Annotated in this window: 16 protein-coding genes and 1 rRNA gene; 7 read left to right on the top strand and 10 right to left on the bottom strand. The window is 45.8% G+C overall.

The window, feature by feature from the left end; all coding sequences use genetic code 11:
• From ACK5NH_RS16190 to ACK5NH_RS16170, 5 genes are all read right to left on the bottom strand, one after another.
• A 16S ribosomal RNA gene (locus tag ACK5NH_RS16190) occupies nt 1–69 on the bottom strand; the annotation flags it as partial.
• A gap of 477 nt (nt 70–546) precedes the next feature.
• Entirely contained in the window at nt 547–1,128 is a 582-nt protein-coding gene (locus tag ACK5NH_RS16185) for a redoxin family protein (RefSeq protein ID WP_416921734.1), read from the bottom strand.
• Nucleotides 1,125–1,604 carry a heme lyase NrfEFG subunit NrfF gene (gene nrfF, locus ACK5NH_RS16180; protein ID WP_416921732.1) on the bottom strand — a complete coding sequence of 160 codons (480 nt, stop codon included), beginning with the start codon at nt 1,602–1,604 and terminating at the stop codon, nt 1,125–1,127. Before nrfF ends, ACK5NH_RS16185 begins: the two co-directional genes overlap by 4 nt.
• Entirely contained in the window at nt 1,601–2,155 is a 555-nt protein-coding gene (locus ACK5NH_RS16175) for a DsbE family thiol:disulfide interchange protein (RefSeq protein ID WP_416921730.1), read from the bottom strand. The genes nrfF and ACK5NH_RS16175 overlap by 4 nt, the downstream gene beginning before the upstream one ends.
• 11 nt (nt 2,156–2,166) lie before the next feature.
• Entirely contained in the window at nt 2,167–4,146 is a 1,980-nt protein-coding gene (locus ACK5NH_RS16170) for a heme lyase CcmF/NrfE family subunit (protein WP_416921728.1), read from the bottom strand.
• A 399-nt stretch (nt 4,147–4,545) separates the two neighbouring features.
• Between ACK5NH_RS16170 and ccmI the strand changes: the two genes are divergently transcribed.
• Nucleotides 4,546–5,796 (top strand): c-type cytochrome biogenesis protein CcmI, encoded by a 1,251-nt coding sequence (gene ccmI / locus ACK5NH_RS16165; protein WP_416921738.1) that lies wholly within the window; start codon nt 4,546–4,548, stop codon nt 5,794–5,796.
• Between the two features lie 83 nt (nt 5,797–5,879).
• Here ccmI and ACK5NH_RS16160 read toward each other — a convergent pair whose 3' ends face one another.
• The gene (locus ACK5NH_RS16160; protein ID WP_416921726.1) at nt 5,880–6,179 is read right to left on the bottom strand and encodes a c-type cytochrome; all 300 of its coding nucleotides are present in this window, start codon (nt 6,177–6,179) and stop codon (nt 5,880–5,882) included.
• Nucleotides 6,180–6,504: 325 nt separating this feature from the next.
• On the opposite strand from ACK5NH_RS16160, the gene ccmA reads away from it, so the two are divergent.
• From ccmA to ACK5NH_RS16130, 6 genes are all read left to right on the top strand, one after another.
• The gene (gene ccmA / locus ACK5NH_RS16155; protein ID WP_416921724.1) at nt 6,505–7,155 is read left to right on the top strand and encodes a cytochrome c biogenesis heme-transporting ATPase CcmA; all 651 of its coding nucleotides are present in this window, start codon (nt 6,505–6,507) and stop codon (nt 7,153–7,155) included.
• Between the two features lie 11 nt (nt 7,156–7,166).
• Nucleotides 7,167–7,853: a heme exporter protein CcmB gene (gene ccmB / locus ACK5NH_RS16150; protein ID WP_416921722.1), complete on the top strand. Its 687-nt coding sequence runs from the start codon at nt 7,167–7,169 to the stop codon at nt 7,851–7,853.
• Nucleotide 7,854: 1 nt separating this feature from the next.
• Nucleotides 7,855–8,601, top strand: a complete 747-nt coding sequence (locus ACK5NH_RS16145) for a heme ABC transporter permease (protein WP_416921720.1) — start codon at nt 7,855–7,857, stop codon at nt 8,599–8,601.
• Complete coding sequence (ccmD, locus tag ACK5NH_RS16140) at nt 8,601–8,801, top strand: heme exporter protein CcmD (RefSeq protein ID WP_416921718.1); 201 nt, start codon at nt 8,601–8,603, stop codon at nt 8,799–8,801. Before ACK5NH_RS16145 ends, ccmD begins: the two co-directional genes overlap by 1 nt.
• The gene (gene ccmE, locus ACK5NH_RS16135; RefSeq protein ID WP_416921716.1) at nt 8,798–9,283 is read left to right on the top strand and encodes a cytochrome c maturation protein CcmE; all 486 of its coding nucleotides are present in this window, start codon (nt 8,798–8,800) and stop codon (nt 9,281–9,283) included. Before ccmD ends, ccmE begins: the two co-directional genes overlap by 4 nt.
• Before the next feature lie 149 nt (nt 9,284–9,432).
• Nucleotides 9,433–10,401, top strand: coding sequence for an ABC transporter substrate-binding protein (locus ACK5NH_RS16130; RefSeq protein ID WP_416921714.1), 969 nt, complete (start codon nt 9,433–9,435; stop codon nt 10,399–10,401).
• Nucleotides 10,402–10,464: 63 nt separating this feature from the next.
• Here ACK5NH_RS16130 and rplQ read toward each other — a convergent pair whose 3' ends face one another.
• The 4 genes from rplQ to rpsK form a co-directional block, all read right to left on the bottom strand.
• The gene (rplQ, locus tag ACK5NH_RS16125; protein ID WP_011621033.1) at nt 10,465–10,860 is read right to left on the bottom strand and encodes a 50S ribosomal protein L17; all 396 of its coding nucleotides are present in this window, start codon (nt 10,858–10,860) and stop codon (nt 10,465–10,467) included.
• Between the two features lie 40 nt (nt 10,861–10,900).
• On the bottom strand, nt 10,901–11,890 hold the full coding sequence (locus tag ACK5NH_RS16120; RefSeq protein WP_011070632.1) for a DNA-directed RNA polymerase subunit alpha: 990 nt from the start codon (nt 11,888–11,890) through the stop codon (nt 10,901–10,903).
• A gap of 24 nt (nt 11,891–11,914) precedes the next feature.
• Nucleotides 11,915–12,535 (bottom strand): 30S ribosomal protein S4, encoded by a 621-nt coding sequence (gene rpsD, locus ACK5NH_RS16115; RefSeq protein ID WP_011070631.1) that lies wholly within the window; start codon nt 12,533–12,535, stop codon nt 11,915–11,917.
• A 31-nt stretch (nt 12,536–12,566) separates the two neighbouring features.
• Nucleotides 12,567–12,734 (bottom strand): 30S ribosomal protein S11 (rpsK, locus tag ACK5NH_RS16110; RefSeq protein ID WP_416921736.1); only part of this gene is annotated, 168 nt, incomplete at its 5' end.

Below are 12,734 nucleotides of genomic sequence, written 5' to 3'. Positions count from 1 at the left end.
CCGCTCGACTTGCATGTGTTAGGCCTGCCGCCAGCGTTCAATCTGAGCCATGATCAAACTCTTCAATTAAAAGTTTTGTGAACCCTAAGGTTCGACTCAATGAATTCTGAATCGACTTAACTTAATAAGTCGTTGTACATCTTGCTATGAACACTCATTCATTGATTTAAATTGTGATTACTCGCCAAACGGCAGAGTAATTTCGATTAACTCAACACCTGTGAGTGTCCACACAGATTTCTTGTTTAGAGTGTTAAAGAGCATTTGACCATTCACTACGCGTTACCGCTCAGCGGGTCAGGGCTGCGTCTTCTACGCATTTCCCTTGTCGCGTCAAGGCGTTGTTGCAAACTTCTTGAGGCTTTCTAATCAACTGCACATTTTGCATTCGATTCTGACTGATACCGCACTTGCTTTCGCTGCCTGCCGTGTCAGTGGATGCGCATTATAGGCAGCAGAACTTTTTGTGCAAGCGCTTTTTAAAAGAAAAAAGATCGCATGGCGATCTTTTCTACAATGGCGTTCTATTTACACGCAATCTGCTGCTTAATTCAGCTTTTTCGTGTCTTTATCGATAAAACCTTGGATCAGCGATACGGCTTTTGCGTCATCCCAGTCGACAAATGATCGCACAAACGCGATCAATTGACCGTTTTGATCGAGAATAAAGGTCGCGGGGATAGTATCTAATGGAAACACTTGCCCGAGGTTTTGTTCAGGATCGTAGTAGGAGTTAAAGTTCGCCATTCCTAATGAGGTCAAAAACGGCTGAACCTGCTGCTTGCCATCCGCATCGATAGAGATAGGTAATAGTGCAAACTCTTCCGCTTTAAACTTTGTCGCCAATCGTTCAATTGCTGGTAACTCTCTGACACAGGGAGGACACCAAGTCGCCCACATGTTCACCATCACGACTTTGCCTTTGTATTGGCTGAAATCGATAGCTTTGCCATCGACGTCACTAAAGGCAACAGGTTCGATAGGATAAGTTTTTGGCAAAACGTTAATCAGATCGACTGTTGACTCTATCGGCTTATTTGCCTGCTGCATGCCGGGGTACGCTTGGGCACCACCAGCAAAGGCAACAGACAGACTCGCTAGAATTGCAGCTAAGGCAAATGACTTCATTTATTATCACGCTTCAATAAGGCATCGAGTGCTTTTTGATCTTCGGCGCTGATCTCTGGCTCGGTCGTGCCACCGATGCGTTGCTTGCGGATAAAGATGAAACCAATGATAAGGCCGAGCAGCAACAAACCAACGGGACCTAACCAAAGAATATAGGTTTTGGTTTCCATTTTCGGTTTGTAGAGGACGAACTCGCCATAGCGGCTGGTCATAAACTCGATAATCTCATCATCGCCCTTGCCTTCGTCGACCATCTTGTAGACTTCAAGACGCAGATCTCGGGCAACGGGGGAGTTAGAGTCGATCAGGTTTTGGTTTTGGCATTGCGGACAACGCAGTTCATGGGCCAGCGATAAACCACGTTTTTGGTTTTCTGGCGATTTAAACTCGTAAGTATCGACAGGTGTCGCCATGGCCGTTGTTGCCATACTCAACAACAGCACCAAACCACCGATGATTTTTGTCAGTGTTCTCACGCTGCACCATCCTTCGCCGCTTCAGCTTGTAGTTGTTGGATCATTGGATACAGAGTCTCGCTCCACACTCGCTGATCGATTGGACCTGCGTAACGGTAACGAATAATGCCTTTATGATCGACAATAAAGCTTTCTGGCGCGCCATAAACACCCAAATCTAAACCTAAGCGTCCATCCTTATCGAAGATGTTGATATGGTATGGATCGCCCTGACGTTTCAATTCTTCTAGTGCAGGAACACGCTCGTCGCGGTAGTTAATCCCGTAGATAGGCAGAATATTCTGGCGTTTCAGCATGACTAAGAAAGGATGCTCATACTTACAGGATGGACACCAAGTGGCCCATACGTTGAGTAGTGAGACTTTGCCTTTCAGTTGCTCATTGGTAATAATCTCGTTTGGCGTTTCGAGACGTTCCAGTTGGAAAGCCGGGATCGGCTTTCCTTCCAGAGCTGAATCCAGTTTCTGTGGATTTAAAAACAATCCTTTGTATAAAAATACCCCCATGCCAAGAAAGATGACTAATGGGATAAACAGAACCAACTTCTTCATACATTCCCCAATTATTGCGCGGTAGCTAATTTCGCTTTTTCAGTTTGTGGCTTCACTGTAGCCGCCACTTTTGAGCGATAGCGTTTATCCGATGCGGCAAAGAAACCACCGACCATCATGAATATTGCTCCAAACCATAACCAACGAACAAAAGGCTTGTAGTTCAAGCGCACAGCAAATTCAGTGCTACTAATTGGATCGCCCATGGTCACATACAAGTCACGGAACAGCCCCCAGTCGATACCCGCTTCTGTCATGTCCATTGTACGCACATTGTATTGGCGACGATCTGGCTTGAGTAACGTTAGCAGTTTATCGCCTTTGTAGATCTCAATTTGACCTTGTTGCGCAGTGTAGTTAGGACCGACCACGTTCTTAGTCTCAAGGTATTTGAAGGTGTAGCCAGCAAGCTCTTGGCTCACGCCAGGCCCCATACGCACACTCTTCTCAATCGAGTAGTTCGACACCATAGTGGCACCGATAACCGACACAGCGATACCTAAGTGAGCGATGATCATGCCTAGTTGACTGCGTCCCATGCGAGCCATGCTCACTTCACCGTCTTTAGGCTTAACGATGTTATAAGCAGCTCTTGCCGTTGCCAACACAATCCACGCAGCAGCGGTGATGCCAAAGGCAACCCAAGCGTTAAAGGCACCATCAACAATAAATGGCGTCACGATACCAATCGCGGCTGACACTAATGCTGGCACTAGCAATTGGCGCTTGAGCTCACCTGCTTTTGATTTCTTCCAACGTATGATTGGACCTACGCCCATAAAGGCAAACAGTACTAATACGATAGGCACAAACACAGCATTGAAGTATGGAGGTCCAACAGAAATCTTACCCATACCTAAGGCATCGATCAGCAGTGGGTATAAAGTACCTAACAGCACTGTACCCGCTGCAACCGTGAGTAACACGTTACAGACTAACAGCATGGTTTCTTTTGATTTCAGCTCGAAACGTGCTGGGCTGCTCATTTCACTGGCGCGGAAGGCAAACAGCGTGAGCGAGCCGCCGATGGCTAAACCAAGCAGCAACAGAATAAACATACCGCGGCTTGGATCGGCAGCGAACGAATGCACTGAAGTCAGTACACCAGAACGAACGATAAAGGTACCGAGCAAGCTTAACGAGAAGGCGAAGATCGACAGCAATACGGTCCAGTTACGGAAAGCACCACGTTTTTCGGTCACGATTAGTGAATGCACTAATGCGGTACCCACTAACCAAGGCATGAAAGAGGCGTTTTCGACTGGGTCCCAGAACCACCAGCCACCCCAGCCTAATTCGTAGTATGCCCACCAAGAACCTAATGCAATACCGCCAGTGAGAAAAATCCAAGCAGCTAAAGTCCAAGGACGTGACCAACGCGCCCAAGCAGAGTCAAGGTGACCACTCATCAGGGCCGCAATCGCAAAGGCAAAGCTCACCGAGAAGCCCACGTAACCTAAGTACAACATTGGCGGGTGGAAGATTAAGCCCACATCCTGCAGCATTGGGTTTAAGTCACGCCCTTCAGCAGGCATTGGGAATAGGCGTTCAAATGGGCTAGAGGTGAGTAGCATAAATAAGCTAAAACCAATCACGATCAGCGCCAGTACCGCCAGCACCCTAGCGGTGAACACTTCTTCTAAGCCTTTACTGAATAAGGCAACAGACGCTGCCCAAGTCGATAGCGCAAAAACCCAGAACAGCAGTGACCCTTCATGACCGCCCCATACGGCCGCAATCTTAAAGAAGATAGGTAACTGGGAATTCGAGTGATGTGCCACATAAGCAACGGAGAAGTCATCAACGGCAAAGCTGTAACCAAGAGATACTACGGATAAAGCGATAAAGAAGAACATTCCGTAGGTTAACGGCCAAGCATACCTCACTAGATATTGGTCTTTACGGGCAACACCTATTAGGGGAACGCTGATTAATAAGAAGGCGAATGCCACTCCAATAATCAGCGAAAAGTGTCCAAGTTCTGGGATCATGGGTTTTCCTCAGTCTCTAATAATATGTTGATTTAGAATGACTCTAGACCAACGCACAACATGCTGTTCACACAAATGCACGAAATTTGGTTCATTTTAGTATTTGCTATTGTTCCTGTCTGCCTATTTCATACAAAACTGGGTGACTTGTCTCATTCTCGATTTTTGTCGCAATGGAGCCACCGCAGGCCTACAGTTTTGCATGTGACAGATAAATGAGCCTTAAGTTTCATACAATATTTACCGAATGGATCAATTTGTGAACCAGTGCCCAACTATCAGTTTTCACTGCAATGAAGGTCTTATATTACTGTTCAATGAATAATCTTTACGTATAATCTTGCTTCCAAGCCGGCGGTAACAACCGCTTTTATGCAAACTAAAGTGAATATAGAAACAATGACGACATTTTGGATTTTTATTGCGCTTGTTGTGTTGGTCAGCTTAACGCTGATCTGGATCCCGCATTTCAGACAGCAAAAGTTGTTACGCACTGAAGAAGCCGGCGTTCGCAAACAAACTAACCTTGAATTGTTCAATGAACGTCTTGCCACGCTTGAGAAAGAGCTCAATGAAGAACTGCTCGACCAAGCAGAGTTTGATGCGCTAAAGAAAGAGCTAGAAATCAGCCTGCTCCAAGACATCAAACAAGCGAGCGATGATTCACTCGTCAATCAAATCAAACCTAAAAGCATACTCTGGCCATCAATCATGTCGGTCTGCCTGATTGCGATCTCAGGTTACCTCTATCAGCACTTAGGCGCCTTTGAGAATATTGGCAACACCCAACAACCCGCAAATCCACATGCAGGTATGGACGCAGCGCAAATCATGGCGCAGCGTGTACAAATGATGGAAGCTCAAGTACAAGCCGAACCTGAAAACAGCCAAGCTTGGTTCAGCCTGGGCCATGCTTATATTTCGGCAAACCAATTCGATAATGCCATTGCCGCCTTCGATAAGGTTATGGAATTAGTGGGTAAGCACGCAGAATTAATTGGTCCCAAAGCAACCGCAATGTACTACAAAGCTGGTCAGCAAATGACACCGCAGATCCAAGCCTTGATCGATGAGTCGTTAGCATTAGACCCACAGGATCCATCAACCTTATTGCTCGTGGGTATGGATGCCTTCTTCACTGCTAACTATCAAAAAGCCATTGATTCATGGCAAGCCATTCTAAGCAGCGACCGCACCGATGTTGACCGCGCCGCACTGATGAATGCAATAGAAACCGCAAATCTACGCATGCAAGGCGAAGCATCTGGCATGCCTAACGATGACGTACATAAGCAGGCAAAAGTTACGTCTAAGTCTGTGAGTATTGCGATTTCAATTTCACCCGAACTGGCCGCACAAGCAGGCCCTGATGACACTATCTTCGTCTTCGCCCGTGCCACTGAAGGTCCTAAAGTGCCTTTAGCAGCGACTAAGGTCAGCGCAAAATCCTTACCTGTAACAGTCACCTTAGATGACAGCACTGGTATGGGTGGTGATGTGAAACTAAGCCAAACTGCTAGTGTTGAAGTAATCGCGGTCCTGTCTAAGCATGGCAATATCAAACCTCAAGCTGGCGATATTCAAGGCAAGGTTAGCAAAGTAAATGTGGGTGACACCGCAAGCTTAGTACTCGATACCCAAGTACAATAGTTATCGCTGCAAAGCGCTAAGTTTCGACTTAGCGCAGGCATAAAAAAACCGGCTAATGCCGGTTTTTTATTAACACTGAAAAATTACTTAGCTTTAGACATAAACTCGATAGCTGCTTTGTAATCTTCATCTGTACAATCAGTACACATACCACCTGGTGGCATTGCGTTTAAACCAGTTTTCACACTGTGCAACAGAGTATCAATACCTTTTGCTAAGCGTGGTTCCCACTCAGCAGCGTTGTGCGCCTTTGGAGCACCAGCAACACCCATGCTATGGCATACGGTACATGCCTTATTGTAAATAGCTTCAGCATCTTGTGCTAAAACGTTGACTGACATAGTCAAAGCAGCGACTGCAGTCATTGCTAACAGTTTTTTCATGTTCAATGTTCCTAATGCAAATACGTACAAAGCTCTCGCTGCCCTTTGAGGCAGACTCATTATAGCGGACTAAGATTACTACAAACTTCAATAAATCTCATCTTTTTGTGATTAGAATCTCAGCACAAATGATATAAGGCGACAAGCGTGACAAATTCGTTAATATATTAGCAAGTATTAAAAAAGTTCGATTTGTACGAGAAATATTGCGGTTATTGGAACCACATCAAATTGCTGACATCTAGTATTAAGCAAGTGTAAACCCCGCAATATCGTTTGTGTTAGAATCACTTGTGTTTCCTTCCGGCTTGAGATAGAGGGTTCAGTGACAAATATAACTTCAGTAAACACACTGGTATCGGCGAGCAAGCTGACATGTATCCGCGAAGAACGCATCCTGTTTGATGAATTAAGTTTTGATATTAATGCTGGCGATATCGTCCAGATTGAAGGCCCAAATGGCGCTGGCAAAACCAGTTTATTACGCATATTGGCAGGTTTATCTCGCCCCTACGCTGGGCAAACCTTTTATCTCAACGAAGATATTAATCGTTGCCGCGATGAATATAACGAAGACCTACTATATTTAGGCCACCTTGCGGGAGTGAAATCCGAATTAACTGCTGAAGAAAACCTTAACTTCAATTTAAGAATCAGTGGCTATGATGATTTTGATACAGCAGCTATTTTAGCTAAAGTGAATTTAGCAGGATTCGAAGAAGCGCTGGCTGGACATTTATCCGCAGGTCAACATCGCCGCACCGCATTGGCAAGACTCTGGCATAACGATTGTAAAGTGTGGATCCTCGATGAACCTTTTACTGCAATTGATAAAAGGGGTGTAGAAGAACTTGAACAATTATTTATTCAACATGCGGATAATGGTGGTTGCGTGATCCTCACCACTCACCAAGATATGGGCATTATCAAAGATGATAGGCTTCGTAAAATTCGTCTAGATTATCGCTTCGTATAAGGTTTGGCATAATGAAAAGAGGCATCAGCTTTACCCAAGCGTTTTTAACGTTACTGCAGCGGGACCTAAAAATCGCCATTCGTCATCGCGGCGATATCTTTAATCCCTTATTATTCTTCATCATGGTCGTGACCTTATTTCCACTCGGTATTGGCCCTGAACCACAAATGTTAGCACGTATTGCGCCGGGGATTATTTGGGTTGCTGCACTGCTGGCATCCATGTTGTCACTCGAACGCTTATTTAAAGCCGACTTCAGCGACGGTAGTTTAGAACAAATGCTGCTCAGCCCGCAGCCGCTCTCGGTATTGGTATTGGCCAAAGTGTTAGCCCATTGGCTACTGACTGGCGTGCCATTGATTATTATCGCGCCCCTACTCGCGGTATTACTCAACTTAGAAGCCAACAGTTATGGTGCACTGATCGCCACTCTGGCGTTAGGTACACCTGTATTGTCACTGCTCGGCGCCATTGGCGTGGCCTTAACCGTTGGTCTACGTAAAGGCGGCGTGTTACTGAGTTTACTGATCCTGCCGCTTTATATTCCTGTGCTGATTTTCGCTACCAGCGCCATAGATGCGGCAGGAATGAATTTACCCTATGATGGTCAGCTCGCTATAATTGGCGCCATGTTGATCGGTTCGTTAACCTTAGCACCCTTTGCAATTGGTGCATCTCTGCGAGTGAGTAATAACTAAAATGTGGAAATGGTTACACCCTTACGCGGATCCTGAACGCGCTTACAAATTATCAGGAACATTATTTCCATGGTTTGCCACCTTAGCCTGTCTTTTCATTACCGTAGGCACTATATGGGGACTGCTGTTTGCCCCAACAGATTACCAACAGGGTGACAGTTACCGGATTATCTTTATCCATGTTCCAGCAGCATCTATGTCGATGGCTGCTTATATGGGCATGGCAACAGCCGCATTTATCGGCTTAGTCTGGCAGGTTAAACTTGCTGATTGGGCAGCCGCTTCTATCGCACCAATTGGCGCTGTAATTACCTTTATCGCCCTCTTTACCGGTGCAGCCTGGGGCAAGCCTATGTGGGGTACTTGGTGGGTATGGGATGCTCGCCTGACCTCTGAGTTAGTATTACTGTTCCTCTACTTAGGCGTGATTTCACTCTACGCTTCGTTTGAAGATAAGGTACTTGCCGCGCGTGCAGCAGGGATCTTAGCGATCGTCGGCGTGATCAATATTCCAATTATCAAATACTCAGTGGAATGGTGGAGCTCACTGCATCAACCGTCCACCATTAAAATTACCTCTAAATCGACCATGTCGAGCGAAATGTTATACCCACTTTTAATCAATATTTTAGGTTTCGGTCTTATGATAGGTGCTATCACTATTGTGAGATTTAGAGCAGAAATCTTAGCAAGAAATGGCATGCGCCCTTGGGTGCGTGAACTTGCTAAAGCTGAGGAGGTCAAATAATGCAATTCGATTCTATCAGTGATTTTTTCAACATGGGTGGCTATGCCTTTTATGTGTGGCTTGCCTATGGCGTGACCTTTTTCTGTTTATCAACGCTGATCATCACTAGCGTGCGTCAAAAGCGTAAAGTATTGATTGAAATTGCGAAGAAGATGAACCGTGAAGAGCGCCTCAAAGAGACTAGGAGTACCAAATCGTGAACCCAAGACGCAAAAAGAGACTGACGTTAGCTATAGCATTAATCGGTGGTGTAGCCGCGATTGCTTCGCTGCTGCTGTATGCGCTGAACTCCAACTTAAACTTATTCTACACACCGTCAGAAATTGTTAACGGCAAAGCTGATACTGGCGTCAAGCCCGAAGCGGGTCAACGTATCCGTGTCGGTGGCATGGTAACGGTTGGATCTATGGTTCGCGATCCAAACAGCTTGCATGTGCAATTTGCCGTTCACGATTCATTAGGCGGTGAAATTCTGGTGACCTATGACGATCTGCTGCCAGATCTGTTCCGTGAAGGCCAAGGTATCGTGGCGCAAGGCGTATTAGGTGAAGACGGTAAGCTTGCCGCCACCGAAGTTCTGGCTAAGCATGATGAAAACTATATGCCGCCAGAAGTTGCCGAGGCCATGGGCCAAAAGCATGAGAAGCTAGATTACAGCCAACAGAAATCGGCAACGCAATAAGCGTTATCCTGTTAATGCTGATAAACAGAGCCTCTTCGGAGGCTTTTTTATTACCCATTAACAATTAACGGCTGAACTATACTCAAGACAGTATTCTTGGCAGGACACTGTCTATGAATGTAATTAAGCCATTTAAAAAAAGATGGCAATTGTTGCTACTCTTAATCCTCATCAGTCACCCGCTGATGCTCTATGCTGCAAAAGTGGTGGTTATCGAAAGTTACCATCAAGGCTATCTGTGGGATAAGGAATACTATCAAGCCATTCTAGATAAACTGACTCCACAACATCAAGTCAGTCACTTTGAGATGGACACCAAACGCTTACCTAAAGAGCACTACACAGAGCGTGCAGAACTCGCTTGGCAGTTTATTGTGGAGCAACAACCACAACTGGTTATTCTCGCCGATGACAACGCCGTTCATTATCTACATCAACGCCTCAATAGCAGACAAATTCCGGTGGTTTACCTCGGGGTGAACATGAATCCACGGGCATATCATTTAAATGAGCATAAACGCTTCACCGGCGTACTAGAACGCCCCTTACTCAAGCGCTCCTTACTATTACTGGAGAGATTATTACCACAAACCAAACATCGAAAAATTTTAGTGCTGTTCGATGGCGGTAATACTTCAAAAATTGCGGCCGAGTACATCAGTAAGCAACCATCAAGCATGGTCAGTGATATCGAAGTTCACATCCTCCAACTAACGCAACTAGTAGAATGGCAGCAACAAGTTAGATCGGCAAAGGATCATGGCTATAGCGCTATCGTAGTGGCGCTGTATCACGCGGTAAGAGATGAAGACAATCAATCTGTGGATGCAAATAACTTACTCGAATGGATTAGCAACAACACGCCTGTGCCAAATTTCGGTTTTTGGGGATTTAGCATTTATTCCAAAGGCAATATAGGTGGATATGTGCTCGATGGCTATCAACATGGCACCCTAGCTGCCGACATGGCTAAACGCATACTCGCTGGTGAAAAGCCCGAGAGTATTTTCCCGGTCACGGACGATCTTGGCCAATATCGATTTAGTCATACAGGAATGAAGAAGTGGCAACTCACACTGCCGAAAGAGATTGAAAAGCAAACAACTTGGGTAGATTAAATAAAGCTCATAAAAACAAAAAACCGGGCTTAGAGCCCGGTTTTTCAATCTTTGTAACCTTAATTACTCAGCAGCTTCAACTTCAACAGCTTGAGCAGCTTCTGGACGACCTACTAGCTCGATGTAAGCCATTGGGGCTTTATCACCAGCACGTAAACCGCACTTAAGGATACGGGTGTAGCCACCAGGACGTTCCTGGTAACGTGGACCCAATTCAGTGAATAACTTACCTACGACTTCAGCGTCGCGAGTACGTGCAAACGCTAAACGACGGTTTGCAACGCTGTCACTCTTAGCAAGTGTTATCAGAGGCTCAACTACGCGACGCAGTTCTTTCGCTTTAGCTACGGTTGTCTTGATGATCTCATGACGAACCAGTGAGCTTGCCATGTTACGGAACATAGCTTGGCGGTGGCTGCTGTTGCGGTTAAGTTGACGACCACTCTTACGATGGCGCATGACCTAATCCTTATAACCTAAATCTGTACAAACCTGAGACTTATAGGTCGTCTGCTAAACTAGCTGGAGGCCAGTTTTCCAGACGCATACCTAACGACAGTCCGCGAGAAGCTAAAACGTCCTTAATTTCAGTAAGAGATTTCTTACCTAAGTTAGGTGTCTTAAGCAACTCAACTTCAGTACGCTGTACCAGATCTCCGATGTAATGAATCGCTTCGGCTTTCAAACAGTTAGCCGAACGTACAGTTAGCTCTAAATCGTCGACAGGACGCAACAGAATCGGATCGAACTCCGGCTTCTCTTCTTTCATTTCTGGCTCAGTCACGTCACGCAGCTCAACAAACGCATCCAGCTGTTCAGCTAAGATGGTTGCAGAACGACGGATAGCTTCCTCAGGATCGATAGTACCGTTAGTGGTCATATCGATAACGAGTTTATCCAAGTCAGTACGCTGTTCCACACGAGCTGCTTCTACATTATAGGCAATACGTGCAACTGGCGAGAAAGAAGCATCAACCAGCAAGCGGCCGATTGGGCGATCATCGTCTTCAGTCTGTGCACGAGCAGATGCTGGCACATAACCACGACCACGCTCAACGCGAATACGCATGCTGATATCATTGTTACCTGTTAAATGACAGATAACATGATCAGGATTCACGATAGTGACATCACCATCATGCGTGATATCTGCTGCGATGACAGGGCCTGCGCCGGACTTGCTTAATGTAAGCATAGCCTCGTCTTTACCCTCGATAGTCACTGCTAACCCTTTCAGGTTCAGCAAGATTTCAAGGATATCTTCTTGTACGCCTTCCTTACTGCTGTATTCATGCAGTACGCCGTCAATCTCGACTTCGGTAACCGCGCAGCCGGGCATAGACGACAATAGGATGCGACGCAACGCGTTACCTAAAGTGTGGCCGAAACCACGCTCAAGCGGTTCCAAAGTAACCTTGGCACGTGTTGAGTTAACCTGCTCGATATCAACGAGACGCGGTTTAAGAAATTCTGTAACAGAACCCTGCATTGTGTCCTCTCTTGTTTGTTAGCCTTACTTAGAGTAAAGCTCGACGATCAGCTGTTCGTTAATTTCCGCAGACAAATCGCTACGTTCTGGAATACGCTTGAAAGCACCTTCCATTTTCGCGCTGTCGACTTCAACCCATGTAGGCTTCTCGCGTTGAGCTGCCACTTCTAAAGCCGCTTTGATACGAGCTTGAGTGCGTGACTTTTCACGGATGCTTACAACATCATTCGCAGACACTTTGAATGACGGAATGTTAACAACACGACCGTTAACCATAACAGACTTATGGCTCACTAGCTGACGTGATTCTGCACGAGTCGCACCGAAACCCATACGATAAACAACGTTATCTAAACGAGTTTCTAAAAGTTGCAACAGGTTTTCACCAGTGTTGCCTTTCAGACGTGCAGCCTCTTTATAGTAGTTACGGAATTGTTTTTCTAACACACCGTAAATACGACGAACTTTTTGTTTTTCGCGTAACTGTAAACCGTACTCTGACAGACGTGGCTTACGAGCGCCATGCTGTCCTGGTGCAGATTCCAGTTTACACTTTGAATCGATTGCTCTCACACCGCTTTTTAAGAAAAGGTCAGTACCTTCTCGGCGGCTGAGCTTGAGCTTGGGACCCAAGTATCTTGCCATGATCTTTCTCCAACTATCCTAATGAAACGCGTTATACACGACGCTTTTTAGGAGGACGACAACCATTATGAGGGATCGGCGTCACATCGGTAATGTTGGTAATTTTATAACCAACAGCGTTCAGCGCACGAATGGCTGATTCACGACCTGGACCTGGACCCTTCACAAACACTTCAAGGTTTTTTAAACCGTAGTCTTG

Origin of the sequence: Shewanella sp. (genome assembly GCF_047975355.1) — a bacterium.
Lineage (GTDB): Bacteria > Pseudomonadota > Gammaproteobacteria > Enterobacterales > Shewanellaceae > Shewanella.
This window is presented reverse-complemented; position numbering and strand designations above follow the sequence as displayed.